Genomic DNA, 22241 nt, shown 5'->3' with positions numbered 1-22241 from the left:
ATTAGGAACGCTTTATATCGGAGCGCGTTCTGTTGAGCGCTCCGTATAAATACATAAAGATTTAAGACGGAAAAGTCCGTCCGAATGTTTGAAAGGGGTAAAACCAACATGAATCGCAGATATCGTAAGACCATTATCGCCGGTAACTGGAAGATGAACAAGACTCCGGCAGAGGCAAAGGCTCTGATCGAAGAGATGAAGCCGCTCCTGTCCAAGACCAAGTGGTGCGAGATGGTTCTTTGCGTACCGTTCACCGATATTCAGGCTGCTGTAAAGGCTGCTAAGGGCTCCAAGATTGCAATCGGCGCTGAGAACATGCACTTCGAGAAGTCCGGCGCGTTCACCGGCGAGATCTCCGCTGACATGCTCAAGGAGCTGGGCGTTAAGTACGTTATCATCGGCCACTCTGAGCGCCGTCAGTACTTCAACGAGACCGACGAGGCTTGCGGCAAGAAGGTTCAGGTCGCTCTCGAGAACGGTCTGCGCCCGATCCTGTGCGTAGGCGAGTCTCTGACCGAGCGCGAGCAGGACGTTACCATGGAAGTTATCCGCAAGCAGATCAAGATCGCTCTGCAGAACGTAGCTGTTGAGGACATTAAGAAGGTTGTCATCGCTTACGAGCCGATCTGGGCAATCGGTACCGGCAAGACCGCTACCGCAGAGCAGGCTAACGAGGTTTGCTCCGCTATCCGTGACTGCCTGCGCGAGAAGTACGGCGCACGCGCTGCACGCGGCATCACCATCCAGTACGGCGGCTCTATGAACGCAAAGAACGCTTCCGAGCTGCTGGCTCAGCCGGACGTTGACGGCGGCCTGATCGGCGGTGCCTCCCTGAAGAGCGCTGACTTCGCTACCATCGTAGAAGCAGCTAACCAGTAAGATAAGGATACGGGAAAGGGAAACGCTCCCTCACCGTTTTGCGGAGGGGGACATGGTGATATCGTGTCCCCTTTTATTCTCTTATCGTTCGCTTCTGTAAAGGAGTTTTATCAGTATGAAAAAAACCACTATGCCGGGCATGCCGGAGGTAGAGGTAGTCGAGATCAAGACTTCCGCACCGGTTAATGTTCTGGCAGATCCGGCTCCTGCAAAAAAGCCGGCGGCAAAGCGTACCCGCAAGACCGCTGCGGCAAAGACAACTGCAGCCAAGACTGAGGCGAAAAAGCCGGCAGCCAAGCGCGGCCGCAAGCCCAAGGCAGCCACCGCTGCTGCCAAGAAGGCAGAGGGCCCGAAGAAGCCGACCGCTCTGATCATCATGGACGGCTTTGGCCACCGCGAGGAGACCAAGGGCAACGCCATTGAGGCTGCTAAAAAGCCGAATCTCGATAAGATTTTCGCAGAGAACCCGCTCACCTATATCGGTGCATCCGGTCTGGACGTTGGTCTGCCGGACGGCCAGATGGGCAACTCCGAGGTTGGCCACACCAACATCGGTGCAGGCCGCATTGTATATCAGGAGCTGACCCGCATCACCAAGGCCATCCAGGACGGCGATTTCTTCGAGAATCCGGCTCTTATGAGCGCGATCAACCAGTGCAAGTGGTTTGGTTCCACCCTGCACATTTTCGGTCTGCTGTCTGACGGCGGTGTGCATTCCCACATTGACCACATGTTTGCGCTGCTCGAGCTGGCACGCCGCAATGGTCTGCGCAAGGTTTGCTTCCACTGCTTCATGGACGGCCGCGACACGCCGCCGCAGTCCGGTATCGAGTATATCGACCGCCTGCAGGCCAAGATCGACGCTGTCGAGGTCGGCTGCATCGCAACCGTATCCGGCCGTTACTACGCAATGGATCGTGATAACCGCTGGGATCGCGTACAGAAGGCGTACAACGCTATCGCACTCGGCGAAGGCGAGCACGCTGCTACCGCACACGAGGCTATGGAGCAGTCCTACGCAAACGGCGTAACCGACGAGTTCGTTGTTCCGGTTATCGTTACCGAGGGCGCGACCGTCAAGGACGACGACGCGATCATCTTCGCAAACTTCCGTCCCGACCGTGCGCGTGAGATCACCCGTGCATTCGTTGATCCGGAATTCACCGGCTTTGAGCGCGTACAGCCTAAGATCCACTACGTCTGCATGACGCAGTATGATGCTACTATTCCGGGCGTGGAAATCGCCTTCAAGCCGCAGAGCCTGAAGAACACGTTCGGCGAATATATCTCCGATCTGGGTATGACCCAGCTCCGCATTGCCGAGACCGAGAAGTACGCACACGTTACGTTCTTCTTCAACGGCGGCGTTGAGAAGGAGTATCCGGGCGAGGATCGTGCTCTGATCCCGTCCCCGAAGGTTGCAACCTATGATCTCCAGCCGGAGATGAGCGAGCCTGCCGTTACCGAGGAGTGCGTAAAGCGCATCCTGTCCGGCAAGTACGACGTTGTTATCCTCAACTTCGCAAACTGCGATATGGTAGGTCACACTGGCGTATTCGAGGCTGCAGTCAAGGCTATCGAGGCTACCGATGACGGCGTAGGCAAGGTCGTTGACGCCATCCTCAAGATGGGCGGTCAGTGCCTGATCACCGCCGACCACGGCAACGTCGATCAGATGCTCGACGCTGACGGCGTGACTCCGTTCACCGCACACTCCACTAACCCGGTGCCGCTCGTAATGGTCGGTCACGAGGGCAAGCTGGCAGAAGGCGGCGTACTGGCTGATCTGGCTCCCACCATGCTGGACATGATGGGCATTCCGCAGCCTGCAGAGATGACTGGTCACAGTCTGCTTGTTAAGTAAGCAGAGTGAAGAGTTGAGAGTGTAGAGTGAAGAGAAATCTTCATTTAACGCTCGGCAATTCGGATATTCTTATTGATAATAATAGAGTGAAGCAGAAAGAGTGAAAAGGCGGAGTAATCTCCACTCTCCACTCTTCACTCTCCACTCTTTTATAAGCTAATCTATTCTTATGTAAGAAGGAGAAAGAATTATGAAGGGCTACATTGAAATTGTTGATGTAATCGGCCGCGAAGTTATGGACTCCCGCGGCAACCCGACCGTTGAGGTTGAGGTTTACGTTGAGGGCGACACCGGCGCATACATGGGCCGCGCTGCTGTTCCGTCCGGTGCTTCTACCGGTATCTTCGAGGCTTGCGAGCTGCGTGACGGCGACAAGTCCCGCTACAACGGCAAGGGCGTACTCAAGGCTGTTGACGCTGTAAACGGCGAGATCGCTGAAGTTGTTATCGGCATGAACGCTCTCGACCAGCAGGCAATCGACAAGGCTATGATCGAGGCTGACGGCACCCCGAACAAGACCAAGTTCGGCGCAAACGCTATCCTCGGCGTATCCCTGGCTGTTGCCAAGGCTGCTGCAGAGGCTCTGAGCCTGCCGCTGTACAACTACATCGGCGGCTGCAACGCTAAGACCCTGCCGATGCCGATGATGAACATCCTCAACGGCGGCGCACACGCTACCAACAACGTTGAGATTCAGGAATTCATGATCATGCCGGTTTCCGCTCCGTCCTTCCGCGAGGCTCTGCGCCGCTGTGCAGAGGTATTCCATCAGCTGAAGACCACCCTGAAGGAGAACGGCACTCCGGCAGCAGGTGTAGGCGATGAGGGCGGCTACGCTCCGAACCTGAAGAAGGACGAGGACGCTCTGAAGGTTATCGTTCAGGCAATCGAAGAAGCTGGCTACAAGCCGGGCGAGGACTTCATGATCGCGATCGACGCTGCTTCCTCCGAGTGGTGGAACGACGAGGAGAAGTGCTATATCCAGCCGAAGTCCGGCAAGAAGCTGACTCAGCAGCAGCTGGTTAAGATGTGGAAGAACTTCGCTGAGAAGTACCCGATCATCTCCCTCGAGGACGGCATGGCAGAGGAAGACTGGGAAGGCTGGGCTATGCTGACCAAGGCTCTGGGCGACAAGATCCAGCTGGTTGGCGATGACCTGTTCGTTACCAACACCTCTCGTCTGTCCAAGGGCATCGAGCTGGGCGTTGCTAACTCCATCCTGATCAAGGTTAACCAGATCGGCTCCCTGACCGAGACCCTGGATGCTATCCAGATGGCTAACCGCGCAGGCTACACCGCAGTTGTATCCCACCGTTCCGGCGAGACCGAGGACGCAACCATCGCTGATATCGCTGTTGCACTGAACGCTGGCCAGATCAAGACCGGTGCTCCGTCTCGTACCGACCGCGTTGCAAAGTACAACCAGCTGCTCCGCATCGAGGAAGAGCTGGGCGAGGACGTTGCACAGTTCCTGGGCAAGAAGGCTTTCTTCAACCTGAAGAACAAGTAAGTCTCTGTCCTTACCGATACTGCAATATGAGAAAACCGCACGCTTTTGCGTGCGGTTTTTTTTATAGCAATTTCTTGCGAACATATAGTAAATTCTTGCGCTTGAGTTGACGAACGGACAAATCTGTGCTATCATGATTGCAGTAATGTAGCGAATTCTCTGTGCTGAAACAGAGAATCTGGCTTTTTTGGATAAAATTGCTCACATTTTCATTTCTTTATCATAAATCACCTCTGTGCCTTGTGCGCAGAGGTGATTTATTTTTTCGGACAGACGCGGCTTGAAAAAAATCAGCCGCCGTAGCCGTTCTTCCATCGCTGCAGCGCGAGCGCTGCGTTCTTGTAGCTGACATCGGCGGTCGGCGTTCCGGCGGGCACACCGAGGATAGCTGCGTCACTCTGACGAACGTATCCGCTGGTTTTCCAGCGCTCAAGCGCCTGCTCGTAGGCACGGGTCTGTGCATTCGCGGCCGCACTGCTGACATTCAGCTGATAATTGCGCCAGTTCAGCGTCGGCGTGCCGTTCAGGAAGCCGGTCAGACCGGCTACGGACAAGCCGTAATCGCGGTCGGCGTTAAACTGGCTCAGTGCCGCCTGCGCCTGCTGGAGCGCCGCATTTTCCGATGCGGTATAGTAGCTGCTCTCGGCGGCTGCGGTCTGTTCATCGGCGGCATTCTGCGCTGCCGCACGCGCGGACAGACGCGCCTGCCCAAGCGAATTCAGGTCGCTGCGGTACCGATTGTCCACCGCAATGCGGCTGGTCTCCGCCATGCCGCTGGTGGCTGCCTGCCCGCGTGCGCCCATGTTAAGTCCGAGCGCCGCCAGCTTTTCCTCGTTGTTCACCGCGGACTGTCGGGCATTGATGTCGGTCTGACGCATACCGGCGGCGTAGTCGTTCTCAATGGATGCGAGGTTGCTCTCCAGCTGCCTTGCAATGCGGCTGCGGGCGGTCTCAAATCGCTTGAAACGGGCATTTTCCGCCGCATCATACAGGCTGCTGACGCGGTTTGCACCGGTTGTTGTGCTTGAAACCGAGTACGGACGGTAGGTGCCGTTCCACGTCGAAACCGCGTCGTTGGATGCAACCTTGCCGCCGAGACCGAGCGAGTCAATCTTGTTCTGGCGTTCGCTCAGCAGCTGCTGGCGTTTCGCTGAATCAGTCGTGCCGGCGATCGCCGCCGAGTAGTCAAAATTGTCGCGGTAGCCATTGGAATTGAGCGTGCCGGAGGACTTGCTCGACGTCGATTTGCTTGCCGCCGTCTTAGACGAAGCGGACTTGGACGCGGCTGACTTTACGGTTGATGTTCGGCGCGCGGAAGTTGATTTGATGATTGCCAAAGGGGAATCCTCCTTTCTAAATTACGGTCTGACCCTGTGTCCAGCGGATGGTGAGCGAGAGCAGACCAAACGGCTCATCCGGCCGGTCGTTGCCGATGCGCACGGCAAACAGAGGACTGCGGTGCTGTTTCCATCGGGTACGGTACGTCACTGCACCCGGAATGCACCGGAAGGAGAACCGCGAAAAGTCCAGTGTGCGGAAGGAAAACAGGTCCATATTGCGGGAAAGCGCAAGTTGGGCACCGTTTTCGTTCTCGTACTGCACGGTCGCGCCCGAGCGGGAATGCGGCATGAGCGTCGGAATCACGTCCCGCACGGTCTTGAAGCGGCTCCAGTCGGAGAGCGGCAGGGTAGGTGTGCGCCAGTACGCGGCAATCGCCGCCGTGTCATCAAGATAGGCGTGCTCCTCCTCGCTTTTGGCAAAGCGGCACAGCCGGCCGTCTGCCGTGCCGAACCACAGCTGACCGTTCAGCACCGCCAGACATTGTGCAGGCACATTGACCCAGAAAAACCACGCCGGATCGCCGTTTTCCTCAGTCAGAGAGCCGTCCGCGACATAAATGTGTCCGTTTACTGCCAGATAATATTTGCCCTCAAATACCACCGCACAGGCGTTTTGGAGGTCGGTCTCCTGCGATAATTTCGGCACAATGGCATCGGATACCGAGCGGATCGTCCGCTGCTCGGCAACGGCGGTGCCGTACACGCCCTGCACACCTCTTGCCGAGAGATACAGCGGCAGGTCGTTCAGCACGGCGAAGCAGCGGCTCGAAATCGCGCCTTCACCTTGCGCACCTTGCTTGAGCGGATACAGCGCAGAACCGTCATCCGCCATCATGTAGGTGCGCAGATAACTGGTCGCCTCCTGTGCGCCGCCGGACTTGACCACGACCTGACTTTCGTACTGCTTGAGATAGCCGACGATCGCAGACGCGTCCGTACCCATGCGGGTGTAGCCGGTGTCCGGAAAGTAGGTCGGGTCGTACAGGCCGCTCTGCCAGTCACAGTCCGGCTCATCCGGGTTGCCGGAAAGGAACACGCGCGTGTCGTTTTTGCCGCCGTACAGCCCGGCAAAGCGGCATTTATTGATCTTGTCCGCGTGTCCGCTGACGGTTTTGGCAAACGCGATGGACACATTTGCCAGACCGTTTCCGTTTGCCGGAGCAGCGGCCAGTGTTACCAGACCGGTCGAGCGGTTGACCGCCGAAACGGTAACCGCCGAGCCGTTCACCTCAGCCGTGACAGCGGTCTCGTCGAGGTCGGTCGCGTCCACCTTGAACTGGGTCGCCGTGCCGTCACCGATAAAGGTGTTGATGCGCTTAGGCGTCAAGAGATTTACCGCCTCGTAGCTGGTGCCGCCGCCGGTCGGCGCCGCAGAGATGGTCGTGGTCGGCACATAGGCTGTGCCGGATACGGAAACGGCTTCCCAGGCCGTGTTTTTGCTGCTTTTGCGCACCGCACGATAGGTTTTGCCGTCCATCAGGTAGAGTACACCCTTCATCGTAAACGACTGGGAAAACGCCTCGTTCATGTCTGCGCACAGCTCGGTCTGCGTGCCGTCCGGCGTCCGAAAATACAGCTTCGCACCCGCATGAACGGCACAGCCCACACCATCCGGCATGGCGAATAACCCATAAATCGGTGCGTCAAACTGCGATTGTGTGCGCCATCCGGTGCGCTTTACCAGAAAATCGTTCTGGTCGCAGATCATGTTCTGCATATCCGGCGAGCGGGAGAGAGACACCTTGGTCGGATGCGTGCGGCAGTCGATGCCGCCGAACCGGCTGACCACGGTCTGCTGCTCGGCCTCCGGATAGGGAAATTCATAGCTTCGCATTAAATCATCTCCTGCACGGCGGTAAACTGCGCGGGACAGTGACTCAGCAGGCGTTCGCTGTATTCGGTTGCCGCCCAGTTGAACTTGGCCTTGTCGTCATCCGCGACAAGCAGCGCCGCCAGTCCGTACGGAAAACATTCGCGCGCCAGCCAGTCACCGGCGGGCAGTTCCTCGGTCAGCGCCGTCATGCGCGGCGGCACAAGCAGCACGTCTTTGCCGTCAGACGCACGTTCCGCGTTCATCTCGCGCAGGCTGTTCGCTAACAGCTGGTTGAGCGCACCGAGCGCAAACTGCTCGTAATACACACCGCTGTCCGGCGTTTCGGATAAAATATTCAGCGCTGCACGAAAGCATTCGGTTCCGGTCATAGGGTTACCTCCTTTGTGATGGGTTCATTGGATACAGTGAGAAGTTAGGAGAAGGAGTGAGGAGTAAACGAAGAAAAACTCCTATCTCCTCACTCCTAACGCTTATCTGAATTTAGCCTTCCGCTACCTCGGACGGATACGCGCCGGACTGCACGCAGTATGCGCGGATCTTGCAGCCGGTCTCCGGCGTCAGCACAGTGCCGGCAACGTAATCCTTCGCGGAATCCGAGTAGCGCGGATCCGAGCCGTCCAGGGTGTAGCGCACCTTGCCGAACGCGGTAATCTTGCCCTGGCTGATGGTCGGTGCGCTCGAGCGGCAGTCCTCATCGACCAGTGCATACACGCCGCCGCACTTTGCGCCGAGCACATATGCGTCGTAGTAGTGACGGCCCTCGATCAGTGCACCGGACACGCCGACCGGGTCCTCATGCACCTTGGCATCCGCAATCTTGTACGGCATGAGCACGGCATCCTTGTGTGCAACGAGGAAGTACACGTCCTCCGGCAGATAGCTCTTGGGAACACGGACGACATTCATGCCGAATACCTCGCCGCACACGCCCTTGGCGATGGACTGACGCGCCAGCACGTCCACACCGGCAAACTCGTCCGAGGTGCACACCAGCTTGTACATTTCGCTGGTCAGGTACAGATAGCGGTTGTCGTCCGGCACAAGCGCATCGTCAAGTGCCTGCGATGCATCCGCAATCTTGCTGATGATATTCGCCTTGGTCGGCTTTGCACTTTCCACAATGCTGCCCGCCATGGTGACGAAGCGCTTGAATGCATACTTGTCTGCCGCCGGTGTGGACTTTTCGTTCAGCTGCAGGCGCAGCATGTCGGCGGCATTCTTGACCAGATTCTGATCGAGGTTGTTGCCCTTGTCAATGGTCAGGGTAAACGCCTTGTCCTGCGTCATGGTCAGTTCCTGTACCACATCCTGCATCTCGGTCACATCGCCGTAGCGCTTCAGACCGCCGTCACGGTCGTAATCGACCTCTTCGACGGTGATCGGGGTGTAAACCTTGAGCGTTTTCACGCCGGTCAGGTCATACGTCTCGGCAGTCTTGCCCTTGATGAAGGACGCACGGGTGAATACCTCCACAATCTGGTCGGAATACTTGCTTGCGAGATTGATAGCCATAAAAATTTACCTCCTATATAAATGTTCAATCGTGCAGTAATGGAAAATTGATAATTGATAATGGAGAATGAACGCGGTAATTTTCCATTTTCCATTCTCCATTTTCAATTCAGCAAAAGTTACTTGCCGAGCAAAGCGAGCGTAACCGGGTCTACCCCCGCGGGTTCCCCGTCCGACTGCGCCGGACCGACCGCCGCACGGCGGTTCTTCTGGTTCATCTCGAGCGCTGCCAGTTCGTCTCTCAGTTCGGCAATCTCCCACTTGCGGTACGCGGACACGAGCGAGCCTTCCTGCTGCGCCCACTCCCATACCTGCTGCGGAATGTCCTCGGGACGGACATCGGGATATTCCTCGACGAATGCGGCGTAGATCTGGCCGTTTGGCATGGCGTTTGCCGCGCGGTTGCGGCGGATGTAGGCGTTGCGCTTGGAAAGTCCCTGTGCGGCTGCGTCGATCAGCTCCTCGAGCGTCAGTTCGACGATATCGCCGTCTACCTCGACCGGATAGGTCTGCGCATTTTCCTGCGGCTGGATTTCCGCCGCCTGCTCCTGTGCGAACGGATTGACCGTCATTTCCTGCTCAGGATTGGGATTCACTGTGGTTTTCTGCATTACTGTTTGCCTCCTTTTGCTGCTGTCGCTGTACGCGAAGTGCGTGCAGCAGGTCGTGTTTGCCGCGTACCTGATAATCCGGTACGTTTTCCAGATATACGAGCGGGTCGGAAATAACGCCGCTCTCCAGCAGATGATCGTTTGTCATCGTCTGCATGGTTTCGGACCAGTAGCTTGCCGCGCCGACATCCACCTGTAGGCGCATGTCCTGCCCGGCGAGTGCGGAGAAGTCGAACGTGCATGTTTCGGGTTCACCGCCGTCCTCGTTCGGCAGAACGAGCGTGCGCACGCCGTAGTGCGCGCCCATCAGGTCGAGAAACACGCGCGCCCAGTCTTCGGTAAAGCGGTAGAACTCCATTTTGGTCAGCTCGAGCGGCGCTGCCGTTGCGTTCTGCACCGCGATAATCGCCGAGGTGTTGTCCGGATTGACCGTGCCGAGTGCGGCCTCGCTTGCGCCCATGAGCTCCGCGGTATCGGTCATCATTTGCTTGAGCAGCTGCAGCACCTGTGCCGAGATATCCGGTGCGCGGAATGCGGCAGCGATCGCTTCATTCGGGTTGCCGCGCATGCCGATCGCCTTGCCGACGTCGTTCGACCAGCCGTTCGGGAACCGCGTCATGTCGTACACGATCTTAGGGAACGCCACCTGCTTGATGCACTGGACGTACATCGAGTACAGCTTGTTGATGGCGATCTGGTTCGGAATCGCCTCGGTCAGCGGACTTTCGCCGTGGCACGAGCCGCGCACGCGGTTCCAGCAAAGGTGCGTCACCGGATACAGCCGATAGGGAAGCACCTTTTCGCGCATTACGACCGCGTTTCGCGTGGTCTTGCAGAAGGCAATGCCGTTCTCGGTCCTGCGCATGTGCAGGAGTACAGTCACGCGGTCGCTGTCGTTCGAGGTGCGGTAACGATGATATTCGCCGCTGTCATCCGGCCGAATGGCTTCCGCGTCGCTCGCAGAGATGCCGTTGGCGCGCGCTTCCTGCCGCACCTCCTCTGCGTCGCGCCGCATGGCAATGATAATGTACGGCTGGCGCTGTACCTCATCGCAGGCGGCGTTGCCGAAGCAGATGTTCGTGGAATCAATCAGTTCCACCGCAATATCGCCCTTAACCGCCTGACCGGTCTCAAGCGCCGGATCAAAGTGCATGTAGAAGCACGCATCGCCGTCCACACAGGCGTTTTTCAGCAGCGGGCGGCCGAGTGCCTTGACACCCGAACGCTCGATCGCGGATGCAAACGCACGCTCGAGCACATGCGCGGTCTGCCGACCGTCCTTGTCCATGTCGAACGGCTGGGCGCGTACCGCCACATCGTCGGAGACCAGCATGGACACAAACAGGTTGACACAGCGGCGCAGCACGTTAAAGATCAGCGGGTCGAGGGACTGCACGCGCAGTCCCTCCCACTGCCTGCCGAGGTAAAACGCCTCGTTGCGCCGAACACGGTCGTATAAACCGATTGAGCGCTTGTAGTCGCGGTCGCGCTCATATTTCTTCCAGATAGCCGTCGGTGACGGATCAAATTTCATCGTTGTCCTCCTCTCGTCCGTAGTTCATCAGCGCCGCCAGATCGCGGCTGAGCGTATCCTCCGGCGTAGATTCTGCCGTGTGCTCCTTCGGCAAACGCCGCGGCAGAACCACACCGCCGGAGATGACTGCACCGGTCAAAACCAGCACCGCCGCAGACAGCGCGTAACATAAAATTTCCATAATGCCTCCTTTCAGTCAAAACCTGAGAAATTCTCCTACTTCGCAGTCATACGCCGATTGCGGCACAGCCTTCACCGGCTCATAAACGGTCGCGGCGTACCCGCGGAGCGCATCCGGCGCATGGGTCAGCTCGTGCGGCGTGTTCGCTGTGTCGGACGGATTGCGCTTGTCGTGCTGCAGCGCAGGCAGCGTGCGGATCAGATTGTGGCAGGTGTCGAAAATCGTCAGCCTGGGACGAACGGCGCCGTCCGTATCCTTGCGCGGCTGCAGCAGCTCATGCAGCGCCAGCCATCCGGCGACGCGTTCATTGCTGCTTTTGATAAAATCCAGTCCGCTGTCCGCGAACAGTTCTACCGCGCTTCTGCCGGTTTCCTGCCGTCGGTTCCACAGATCGGGCGGCGCGAGACGGCAGTCGATGTGTTCTCCCGCCGTCTCACAGGCAAGCATCTGCGCCGCTGCATCCGAAATGATGAGTCCCGGACGGTAGAGTTCGCGGTAGACCACGCTGTGTCCGTCCGGATTTTGCGCGATCCAAAGCGCTGCCAGCATATCCAGACCGTAGTCGATGGTCAGGCAGCGCCGCCAGTCGTGCGGGATGGCATACGGCTTTACAACATGCAGGTCGCGTGAGAATTCGCTGAAATACTGTCCCTCGTTCAGCTCCCACACGCCGTCGAGCAGTGCTTTCCGGTCGGTGGGAGAGAGCAGCTTCAACCGCTTCTCGTAGCCTGCATCTGCCTTGCGGAGAAACGGGTTGTCGCCCAGTCTTGCGGGCAGGAACAGCCGCGTGCCGCCGTCGAACTCGCGCACGGTGTCCGGCGGCATGGAGTCGATAAACCGGCTCTTCACCCACTGGTGACCGACACCGCCGGGATTGGTCGTTGCCTTGACCTGCTTGGGGAATCCGTTCGTGCCGCGGATACGCGACAGCAGATAGGTGAACTGGCTTTCGGTGAAATGTGTCAGCTCATCGAACCGGATGACATCGTATTCCGCGCTCTGGTACCTGGTCACGTCGCTTTCCGCATCGCAGTACCCGAATTCCAGCGCCGAACCGTTTGCAAAATCCCACCGGTGCTCACTCACCTTGTACTTTGCAATGCACTGCGGATACAGCCGCAAAGCCGCCGGTACAAGCGAGCGCTCCAGCTCCGGCATGGTCCGTCGCAGCATGAGCTGCCGCGAACCCGGATAGCACACCGCAAACCGCAAAGCATCGAGCAGCTGGCCGTGGCTTTTGCCGCCGCCTGCCGCGCCGCCGAACAGGGTTTCGAGCGTATCCGACTGCATGAACGCTGCCTGCCGCCGTGTTACGGGGAATTCGTATCGTCTACGATCCGAAACACGATCTCCACCGGCTGGACTTCGGTCTGCTCGCCGCCCAGCATTACGCCTTTGCCGACCGTCCGGTCGAGAATTTCCTTGATCGCGCTGAGCCGGCTGTTCGCGGGCGCTTCCGCATCGTCTGCGATGTCGTACAGCATGCGGATCAGCCGATCCGGCCTTTCGTTTTCGCTGCACATGGCCTCACCTCCTTTCGATGAGCCATAGAATAGGAGCAAAATCCGAATTTGTCAAGAACAAATGTTCGATTTTTTTATTTGCTTGCAATTTTTGCCCAGCTGCGGTATGCTGAATAAGATGGAAAATATGCGGCGCAGCAGCGCCAGTATCAGGAGGAAAGAAGATGAAAAAAATCGACCTTATCGCGCTCGATTTAGACGGAACCGCGCTCAATCCGCAGAATCAGGTCTCTCCGGCGACCGCCGATGCCGTGCGCCGTGCCCGCGAGAGCGGCATTCATGTTGTGGTCTCCACCGGACGCATCTGCGGCGAGGCACGCGACTTCGCGCTCATGCTCGGTACGGATGACCAGATGGTCACCTCGGGCGGCGCTACGCTGTCGAGCGTGTCGCAGGAGCGCTGCACCATGCGTATGTCCATGCCGTGGGAAGCTGCCGTGCGTGCGTCTGCTGTGGTGGAGCGCATCGGCATGATCACGATGGTGTATGTAGGGGAGACGTTACTCATTACTCCGTATGATGATATCGAATTTGGCAAGTATAAGTCGAATGAAGGCTATTTAAGCGCGAAAAAAGTTGTGCCGTCTGTTGCGGAATATATTGCCACAAACCACATTTCGGTCGATAAAATGTTCATCCGCAGCCAGGACCCGGTCATGCTCGTGCGCGCCCGTGCGCAGCTGGAACAGATTCCGGGTATCCGCGTGATGAGCAGCGCGACCGATAACCTCGAGGTCATCACGCCGGCCGCGGACAAGGGCGTTGCTCTCGGCATGCTGTGCCGCGAGCTGGGCACCGACCTCGACCACGCCGCGGCCATCGGCGACAGCGAAAACGACCTTGAAATGCTGAACGCCGTAGCCCTCCCGATTGCGATGGGAAACGCAAGCGCAGCCGTCAAAAATCTGTGCCTGCGCGAGACGCTCACCAACGCCCAGGACGGAGTAGCAGCCGCCATCGACCGCATCATCGCAGAGAACGGCTAAACGAGCAGACCGGCCGCTGTTTTCCGGAAAAACAGTGGTAAAAACCGGATTTCTATGCTATAATATGCTTGCAGAGTATCCGCAGAAAGCGGAAAAACGGCGCAGAACGCCGTCAGATTGAATCACAAAGAAAGTTGAAGGATAGAAGTTTTGGCTGCAAGGAAAACCACAACTAAAAAATCGACGAAAAGCGCGCCCAAGGGCAAGCGTGCGGCACAGCCGCAGCCGGAGGAACTCGGTCCGATCCTGTCCCGTCCGGTCTGGGGCGCAATCTGGGGCATTGTCGGTCTGCTGTGCCTGCTGTCGATCCTGCCGATCGACGGCGTGCTGCTCAAGTGGCTGCACCGCGGCATCGGTGCGCTCATTGGCAAGGGCGCGTATGTCATGCCGTTTGCGCTGATCGGCATCGCCGTGCTGCTGTTTGCGCGTCCCAAGGGTCCCGTGCGCCTGCGCGGAACGTGTATCGCGCTCATGCCATTGCTGATCGGCAGTATCATTCACGCCTTTTCGTGTGCAAATGAGTACGACCTGTCCATGAGCACGCTCAGCGGTCTGCTCTCTACCGGCATGGAAGGCTCGTCCGGCGGTCTGCTGGGCGGCGGTCTGTACATCCTGCTCGAGTGGGCGCTCTCGTCCATCGGCGCACTGCTCATCCTGCTGGTGCTGTTCATCGTGTCGCTGTTGGTGGCTTGCCGGATTACGCCGCAGGCGCTGTACGACATGGTTCGTCCGCCCGAGTACGAATACGAGGACGAGGAGGAGCGCGAGCGCTACGAAGCACCTCTCCAGCTGCCGAACATCCACGAAGCGGCAGCTGCGCATGCACAGCGCCGAGAGGAACGCCGCGCACACCGTAAATCTGACTTTGACATCCCGATTGACACTGACCCGCCCGGAGAGGATAAGCCGGGCGAGGAACTGATCGACCCGCGAAAGCGCAAGGGCAAGGCCATCGCACCGGACGAATATCTGCGCTCACTGCGTGATAACGTGAAGAAAAAAGCCGGAAGCATTATGAATCTGGTCGAAAACAAGCAGCCGGAGGAAGAATCGGCGCATGTTTCCGAGCCGGAGCCCGAGCATGAGGCGGCTCCTGCACCGGCATCCAAGTCGAAAAAGACCGAGAACATCTCGGAGACCGAGCAGGAAGCCATGAATATCGCCATCGACGAGAGCCAGAAAGCGCCCATGCCGGTCTACGACTACCCGCCGATCGACCTGCTGACACAGGGCAAGCACGCCTCTGTCGCGGGCGCAGAAGCCGAGCTGCGCGAAAGCTCGGCGTGCCTGCTCGATACGCTCGACTCGTTCAACATCGAGGCGCAGATCATCGGCATCGTGCGCGGCCCGTCCGTCACCCGGTTCGAGCTGACCATCCCGCGCGGCATCAAAATCTCGCGCATCACCGCCCTGTCGGACGACATTGCGCTGTCGCTCGGCGCGGCGAACGTGCGTATCGCGCCTATCCCGGATAAGGTCGCGGTCGGCATCGAGGTGCCGAACAAGACGGTCAATACCGTCTTTATCCGCGAGTGTATCGGTTCTCCGGCGTTCGCGAATGCGAAAAGCCGCCTGTCCTTTGCCGTTGGCAAGGACATTACCGGCAAGCCGGTCATCGGCGACATTGCCAAGATGCCACACATGCTGATTGCCGGCACCACCGGCTCCGGTAAGTCGGTGTGCATCAACTCCATGCTGATTTCGCTGCTGTACAAGTCTACGCCGGAGGAGGTCCGCCTCATCATGGTGGACCCGAAGATGGTTGAACTGGGCAACTACAACGGCATTCCGCACCTGCTGATTCCGGTCGTTACCGACCCGAAAAAGGCCGCTGGTGCGCTCAATTGGGCGGTCGGTGAGATGGAACGCCGCTACAAGCTGTTCGCGGACCATCAGGTGCGCAATCTGGTCGGCTATAACGACCTCATGCGTTCCGAAAAGGCCAAAGCAGAGCAGACCGAGGACGGCCATCCCGAGCAGTATCAGGTGCTGCCGCAGATCGTCATTGTCATCGACGAGTTGGCCGACCTGATGATGGTCGCTGCCAAGGAAGTCGAGAACTCCATCTGCCGTATCGCGCAGAAGGCGCGAGCCGCAGGCATGCACCTTGTTGTAGCAACACAGCGTCCGTCGGCTGACGTTATCACCGGTATCATGAAGGCAAATATCCCGTCGCGTATCGCGTTTGCGGTAGCCAGCCAGATCGAATCCCGTATCATTCTGGATACGACCGGCGCGGAAAAGCTGATCGGCAAGGGCGATATGCTGTATGCGCCGCTCGGTGAGGGCAAGCCGACCCGTGTACAGGGCTGCTTTATCTCCAACGAGGAGATTGAAGCTGTTATTGCCCGCATCAAGGAGACCAGCACCGCCGAGTACAGCGAGGAAATCCTCGAGCACATCGAGCAGCAGGCCGAACAGGTAGGCAATAACAAGGGCGGCAGCAGCGGCACGAACGACCCGGGCGACGATGAGGATGAACTCATCGAGGAAGCCATCGAGGTCATCATGGACTGCCGTCAGGCGTCCACATCCATGCTGCAGCGTCGTCTGAAGCTGGGCTATTCGCGTGCCGCGCGTATCATCGACCAGATTGAGGATCGCGGTATCATCGGCCCGTCCGAAGGCTCGAAGCCGCGCCAGATCCTCATCTCGCGTGAGGACTGGCAGGAGATGAAGCTGCGCCGCACAATGCCGTTGGATAAGCAGCAGTAATGGATAATGGAGAATTGAGAATGTCGCTATTCTTGCGCGATACCAGCGCAGCGCGGACGGGACTCGCACAAGGATAGCGCTAATTTTCCATTCTCCATTCTCAATTTGCTAAACAATTCTCTCAGGAGGTAACATATCATGAAGAAGATCAACATTGCCGAAAAGTCTTTCAATCCGTTCGATCTGATCGGTCAGAAGTGGATGCTGATTTCCGCAGGCACTGAGGACAAGTGGAACACCATGACCGCAAGCTGGGGTGCTGTAGGCGTTATGTGGGGCAAGCCGAGTGCGACCTGCTATATCCGCAAGAGCCGCTTCACCAAGGAGTTTGTAGACGCAGGCGAGTATTTCACCCTGACTGTGCTCAAGGACGGCAACCGTGATGCGCTGAACAAGATGGGCTCCAAGTCTGGCCGTGACATGGATAAGATGCACGAGAGCGGCCTTACCCCGGTATTCGTAGAGGGTCAGCCGACCTTCGAGGAGGCCGAGCTGGTACTTATCTGCCGCAAGCGCGGTGTGACCGACATCGCACCGGACGATATGGCGCAGGAAGTGCAGGACAAGTGGTACGGCGATCACGACTACCACACTATGTATATCGGCGAGATCGTAGCCGCTTACGAGAACTGAGTTTTGCAAACCGTTCTGTAAACCGATTTTTACAAATATTTCACCAATTCCTCACAGAATCGGTGTATATTTAAGTAAATGTGAACCGGTTTGCTGGAGATGCTATTTAACTGGTATTTCTAAGTGTTTCGCGCGGAAGCGCGCATGAAATAGCATTTGCTGCGCAAATGCCAAAAAAGCGGGAGCATGTATCACGCTTTTTTGACTTCTAGAGGGAGAAAGTTTCTGAATAGGAACTTTCGGACGACTTTGGAACGGCCCACGGTCCGTTCCTCTTGTCGGCGAAACTGTAGTTTCGCGACAGCTCAGCAGGGTCGCTCTGCGGCCCTGTATCCCAATCCACAAACCTACGCCTCAAAAGGGAGGAATGCAATTCGTGAAAAAACGATTGCTCAGTCTGATCACAGCGGCTGCGCTGATGGTCGGCATGCTGCCTGCGGCTTTTGCGGGCTATGAAAACTTTACTTCGAAAACAACGTATCCTGCCGGACAGTTCACCGACGTGCCCTCAACCGAGTGGTACGCGCAGAATGTTCAGGCGGCGTATGAATACAAGCTGGTGGACGGCGTAAACGCCACCCAGTTCAAGCCGAACAGCAACCTGACGATCGCACAGGCGATCAAGCTGGCGGCGTGTCTGCACAGCACCTATGTCAGCGGCAGTGCGGATTTTGACAAAGTTCGTCCGTGGTATCAGCCGTATGTGACGTATGCGCTGGAAAATGGTATTATTAACACGACTTATGCGGATTACGATCAGCCGGCGACCCGAGCACAGTTTGCGTCCATCTTTGCAAACGCGCTGCCGGAGGACGCCCTGACCGCGATCAACGACATTGCGGACGGTGCGATTGCGGATGTGGACATGTCGGCAGGCTATGCCGCTGATGTGTACCGTCTGTACCGGGCAGGCGTACTTACGGGCAGCAACAACGCGCATGATTTCAAGCCGAACACCAACATTCGCCGCAGCGAGGTTGCGGCCATCGTCACCCGTATGGCAAAGCCGGATCTGCGGCAGAGCTTCACTGTGGAAGCACATGTCGGCATGACGGCGGACGAGGTGTTCAGTGCCTGTGTACCGGCGATTTTCAAGCTGTACGCCTACGATTACAAGAATAATATCCTCGGCATCGGCAGCGGCGTTGTGCTCAGCGCACGCGGCGATGCTGTAACCTGCGGACACCTTGTCAACGGCGTTTACCGCCTTGTGGCTGAGATGTACGACGGCACCAAGCGGGAAGTCACGATCTACAGCTTTGACGCGGACGCGGACATCGCGCATATCCGTGTAGTCGGCAGCACGCTGCCGTACCTCGGTGTTACCACCGAGGTCGAGAAAGGCGACACGGTCTACGCGCTCGGCTACCCGGGCGGCGGCGCCGCAACGGTTACGACCGGCAAGGTGACCGACCCGGAAAACGACGATTACCTTGCACCGATGATCGAAAGCACGGCGCAGGTCATCAGCGGCAACTCCGGCGGTGCGCTCATCAACGATGAGGGCAAGGTTGTCGGCATTACGGTCAGCAGCCATTCCGGCGGCGTACCGTCTTACTCGGTGCCGATCCGCTACCTGAACAGCCTGATCGGAGACGGTACGGCGTACTCTCCCGGCGAGTATAATCGCAACCACAAGCCGGATGCGTCACGCTGCTACAGCAAGCACTATCCGGTGCCGGATTTCGGTACGGTGACCGGTGTCACGCTGCTCGGCACCATCCGGGAGGGCACCACGACCACCTACTACTACGACAGGGAAGAGGTAGAAGCCGGCGACAAGATTCTGCTCCACTACTATGCCGCACTGGGCGAAAACACCTTCTACCAGTTTACCGGCGGCTCGTTCACCTCGTCCTCGACGTATCCGTATTCGGTCAAGCTCTACGAGACCAGCTACGACGGCATCCCTGCGATCAGCGTCGTGGTTTCCAGCAATTCATTCGCTTCTATCGGCGGTCTGCCTCAGACCGTCGATTTTCTTTTGCAGGAATTTGTGCATTACGCCTAATAGAATGAAAGCTGACAGGCATGAAACGTATTTACGCCCAAAACACCATAAAAATCGAGAAAAATAGGAAAAGATAAAATAAAAATCGGATAAAATTTCTGATAAATTAAAAAGATAGATTTTACGCAAACGTTTGAGTTTTGGTTAAAAATACATAATTGGTCAAAGTGCACAATATATTCGTGGGAAATCGGTATAATACTACAATGGAATATTTCACCGCTAACGTGCTATAATGTGCTTGCGTGATAAAGAGAATGAGTATTAGAGAGAGCATCAATCGAAACGGAGGAAATACCCAAATGAAAAAGTATGTTTACATGTTCCCGGAGGGCAACGGAAAAATGCGTGAGCTGCTTGGCGGCAAGGGTGCCAATCTGGCTGAAATGACCGGACTGGGCATGCCTGTGCCGCAGGGTTTCACCATCACCACCGAGGCCTGCACCCGTTATTATGAGGACGGCAAGACTATTTATCCGGATATTCAGGATCAGATTCTGGAGTACCTCGATCAGCTTGAAAAGGTTACCGGCAAGACTCTCGGCGATCCCGAGAAGCCGCTGCTCGTATCCGTTCGTTCGGGTGCGCGCGCATCCATGCCCGGCATGATGGATACCATCCTTAACCTCGGCATGAACGACGAGATCTGCGAAGCAGTTGCCAAGCTGACCAATAACCCGCGTTTCGCACGCGATTCCTACCGCCGTTTCATTCAGATGTTCTCTGACGTTGTTATGGAGCTGCCTAAGTCCACCTTCGAGCAGTTTATCGACCAGGTAAAGGACAAAAAGGGCGTTAAGATGGATAATGAACTGGACGCGGACGATATGTCCGAGCTGATCGTTCTGTTCAAGGATCACTACAAGAAGTCCCTCGGCGAAGATTTCCCGCAGGACCCGAAGAAGCAGCTGATGGAGGCTGTCCGCGCGGTATTCCGCTCGTGGGATAATCCGCGTGCGAACACCTACCGCCGCATGAACGACATCCCGCACAGCTGGGGCACTGCCGTAAACGTACAGTCCATGGTATTCGGCAATATGGGCGAGACCTCGGGCACCGGCGTAGCCTTCACCCGCAACCCGGCCACCGGCGAAAAGAAGCTGTACGGCGAGTTCCTGATGAATGCACAGGGCGAGGACGTTGTAGCCGGCATCCGCACCCCGCAGCCGATCTCCGCGCTGGCAGATACCATGCCGGAGGTTTATCAGCAGTTTGTTGACATTTCCAGCCGCCTTGAGAAGCATTACGGCGATATGCAGGATATGGAGTTCACCATCGAAAACGGCAAGCTCTACATGCTGCAGACCCGTAACGGCAAGCGCACCGCACAGGCAGCGCTCAAGGTAGCGGTTGATCTGGTAGACGAAGGCGTCTGCACCAAGGAGCAGGCGGTTATGAAGGTCGAGGCAAAGCAGCTTGACGCACTTCTGCACCCGACGTTCGATCCGGCAGCTCTCAAGGCAGCTACGCCGATCACCACCGGCCTGCCGGCATCTCCCGGTGCAGCCTGCGGCGCAGTTTACTTCACCGCAGATGATGCAGCTAAGGCCCACAAGACCGGAATCAAGGCTGTCCTCGTCCGTCAGGAGACCTCTCCGGAGGATATCGACGGCATGGCCGTATCCGAAGGCATCATGACCGCCCGCGGCGGCATGACCTCGCACGCAGCCGTAGTAGCCCGCGGCATGGGCACCTGCTGTGTAGCAGGCGTAAACGGCATCAAGGTTTCCGAAGAGGATAAGACCCTGACCTTTGCCGACGGCACGGTAGTACACGAGGGCGATGTTATTTCGCTCGACGGCTCCACCGGCAACGTATACCTCGGCGAGATCGCAACGCAGGAGGCTGAGCTGACCGGCGACTTCGGCCGCTTCATGGGCTGGGCTGACGAGATTCGCACCCTGCACGTTCGCACCAACGGCGATACCCCGCGTGATGCAACGCAGGCCCGCAAGTTCGGCGCAGAAGGCATCGGCCTCTGCCGTACCGAGCATATGTTCTTCGAGCCGGCCCGCATCAAGGCGGTTCGTGAGATGATTATTTCCGATACGCTCGAGCAGCGCAAGGCGGCTCTGGCCAAGATCCTGCCGATGCAGCGCGGCGACTTTGAGGCAATTTACCGCGCGATGGGCGGCCTGCCGGTTACCATCCGTCTGCTTGACCCGCCGCTCCATGAGTTCCTCCCGCACGAGGATGACGAGATCAAGGAGCTGGCCGATGAGATGGGCGTATCCTTCGACAAGCTCAAGGGCAAGGTAGAAAGCCTGCACGAGTTCAACCCGATGCTGGGTACCCGCGGCTGCCGTCTGGACGTTCTTTATCCGGAGATCGCCGAGATGCAGACCGAGGCTATCGTATCCGCAGCTATCAATGTCTGGAAGGAAGACGGCCTGCATATCACGCCGGAGATCATGGTTCCGCTGGTATCCGAGGTCAACGAGCTGCGCTTTGTAAAGAAGGTTATCAAGGCTAAGGCTGACGAGCTGATCGAGCAGTCCGGCCTGAAGATGAAGTATATGGTCGGCACGATGATCGAGACGCCGCGTGCCGCAGTCACCGCAGGCGATGTGGCCAAGGAAGCAGAGTTCTTCTCCTTCGGCACCAACGACCTCACCCAGATGACCTACGGCTTCTCCCGTGATGACGTGGGCCGCATTCTGGAGACCTACTTCGACAAGAAGATCCTCGAGTCCGATCCGTTCGCTCGCCTGGACCAGAACGGCGTAGGCCGCCTGATCCGCTTCGCTGTTGCAGAAGGCAAGCGCACCCGCCCGGACATCAAGCTCGGCATCTGCGGCGAGCACGGCGGCGACCTGTCCTCCGTCGAGTTCTGCCACAATGTTGGCCTGAATTACGTTTCCTGCTCGCCGTTCCGCGTGCCGATCGCACGTCTGGCAGCGGCACAGGCTCGTGTAAAGGAACTTGGACTGGCATAAACCTCCCCAAACTTGACATACAGCGCGAAAGGCTTCGGAGCATTGCTCCGAAGCCTTTCGTGTTTGGGCTGTCGCGGAACTACGGTTCCGCCGACAAGCAGGAACGGACCGTGGGCCGTTCCAAAGTCGTCCGAAAGTTCCTATTCAGAAACTTTCTCCCTCCAGATGTAAA

The 22241-nt window shown here is 57.6% G+C and carries 17 protein-coding genes; 8 read left to right on the top strand and 9 right to left on the bottom strand.

The features are described from left to right. Positions 1-108: 108 nt before the first annotated feature. The 3 genes from tpiA to eno all read left to right on the top strand — a co-directional run bounded on the left by tpiA (position 109) and on the right by eno (position 4253). The gene (tpiA, locus tag C7386_RS01865; protein ID WP_110435367.1) at positions 109-879 is read left to right on the top strand and encodes a triose-phosphate isomerase; all 771 of its coding nucleotides are present in this window, start codon (positions 109-111) and stop codon (positions 877-879) included. A gap of 115 nt (positions 880-994) precedes the next feature. After that, positions 995-2743, top strand: coding sequence for a 2,3-bisphosphoglycerate-independent phosphoglycerate mutase (gene gpmI / locus C7386_RS01860; RefSeq protein WP_227600941.1), 1749 nt, complete (start codon positions 995-997; stop codon positions 2741-2743). Positions 2744-2933: 190 nt separating this feature from the next. After that, complete coding sequence (gene eno, locus C7386_RS01855; RefSeq protein ID WP_116704727.1) at positions 2934-4253, top strand: phosphopyruvate hydratase; 1320 nt, start codon at positions 2934-2936, stop codon at positions 4251-4253. Positions 4254-4543: 290 nt separating this feature from the next. Here eno and C7386_RS01850 read toward each other — a convergent pair whose 3' ends face one another. From C7386_RS01850 to C7386_RS01810, 9 genes are all read right to left on the bottom strand, one after another. Continuing rightward, positions 4544-5590: a hypothetical protein gene (locus tag C7386_RS01850; RefSeq protein ID WP_116704726.1), complete on the bottom strand. Its 1047-nt coding sequence runs from the start codon at positions 5588-5590 to the stop codon at positions 4544-4546. A gap of 16 nt (positions 5591-5606) precedes the next feature. After that, complete coding sequence (locus tag C7386_RS01845; protein ID WP_116704725.1) at positions 5607-7427, bottom strand: hypothetical protein; 1821 nt, start codon at positions 7425-7427, stop codon at positions 5607-5609. Continuing rightward, entirely contained in the window at positions 7427-7795 is a 369-nt protein-coding gene (locus C7386_RS01840; RefSeq protein WP_110435363.1) for a hypothetical protein, read from the bottom strand. The genes C7386_RS01845 and C7386_RS01840 overlap by 1 nt, the downstream gene beginning before the upstream one ends. Positions 7796-7907: 112 nt before the next feature. Continuing rightward, complete coding sequence (locus tag C7386_RS01835; protein ID WP_110435362.1) at positions 7908-8939, bottom strand: FN3 associated domain-containing protein; 1032 nt, start codon at positions 8937-8939, stop codon at positions 7908-7910. Positions 8940-9058: 119 nt separating this feature from the next. Beyond that, on the bottom strand, positions 9059-9550 hold the full coding sequence (locus C7386_RS01830; protein WP_110435361.1) for a hypothetical protein: 492 nt from the start codon (positions 9548-9550) through the stop codon (positions 9059-9061). After that, complete coding sequence (locus C7386_RS01825) at positions 9519-11084, bottom strand: portal protein (RefSeq protein ID WP_110435360.1); 1566 nt, start codon at positions 11082-11084, stop codon at positions 9519-9521. The genes C7386_RS01830 and C7386_RS01825 overlap by 32 nt, the downstream gene beginning before the upstream one ends. Continuing rightward, entirely contained in the window at positions 11074-11265 is a 192-nt protein-coding gene (locus C7386_RS01820; protein ID WP_110435359.1) for a hypothetical protein, read from the bottom strand. Before C7386_RS01820 ends, C7386_RS01825 begins: the two co-directional genes overlap by 11 nt. A gap of 15 nt (positions 11266-11280) precedes the next feature. Further along, on the bottom strand, positions 11281-12555 hold the full coding sequence (locus C7386_RS01815; protein WP_116704724.1) for a phage terminase large subunit: 1275 nt from the start codon (positions 12553-12555) through the stop codon (positions 11281-11283). A gap of 20 nt (positions 12556-12575) precedes the next feature. After that, complete coding sequence (locus C7386_RS01810) at positions 12576-12788, bottom strand: hypothetical protein (RefSeq protein ID WP_110435357.1); 213 nt, start codon at positions 12786-12788, stop codon at positions 12576-12578. Positions 12789-12952: 164 nt separating this feature from the next. On the opposite strand from C7386_RS01810, the gene C7386_RS01805 reads away from it, so the two are divergent. The 5 genes from C7386_RS01805 (at position 12953) to ppdK (ending at position 22069) form a co-directional block, all read left to right on the top strand. Further along, the gene (locus tag C7386_RS01805; protein WP_110435356.1) at positions 12953-13774 is read left to right on the top strand and encodes a Cof-type HAD-IIB family hydrolase; all 822 of its coding nucleotides are present in this window, start codon (positions 12953-12955) and stop codon (positions 13772-13774) included. Between the two features lie 150 nt (positions 13775-13924). Beyond that, the gene (locus C7386_RS01800; RefSeq protein ID WP_110435355.1) at positions 13925-16489 is read left to right on the top strand and encodes a DNA translocase FtsK; all 2565 of its coding nucleotides are present in this window, start codon (positions 13925-13927) and stop codon (positions 16487-16489) included. 138 nt (positions 16490-16627) lie between these two features. Beyond that, complete coding sequence (locus tag C7386_RS01795) at positions 16628-17122, top strand: flavin reductase family protein (protein WP_110435354.1); 495 nt, start codon at positions 16628-16630, stop codon at positions 17120-17122. Positions 17123-17498: 376 nt separating this feature from the next. Further along, positions 17499-19133 carry a trypsin-like peptidase domain-containing protein gene (locus tag C7386_RS01790; protein WP_165815427.1) on the top strand — a complete coding sequence of 545 codons (1635 nt, stop codon included), beginning with the start codon at positions 17499-17501 and terminating at the stop codon, positions 19131-19133. Between the two features lie 302 nt (positions 19134-19435). Beyond that, on the top strand, positions 19436-22069 hold the full coding sequence (ppdK, locus tag C7386_RS01785; RefSeq protein ID WP_116704722.1) for a pyruvate, phosphate dikinase: 2634 nt from the start codon (positions 19436-19438) through the stop codon (positions 22067-22069). Positions 22070-22241: the final 172 nt, after the last annotated feature.

The sequence above is a fragment of the Agathobaculum butyriciproducens genome, assembly GCA_003096535.1.
Classification (GTDB): domain Bacteria; phylum Bacillota; class Clostridia; order Oscillospirales; family Butyricicoccaceae; genus Agathobaculum; species Agathobaculum butyriciproducens.
Note: the sequence above shows the minus strand (reverse complement) of the source record. Positions and strands in the feature narration are given on the sequence as shown.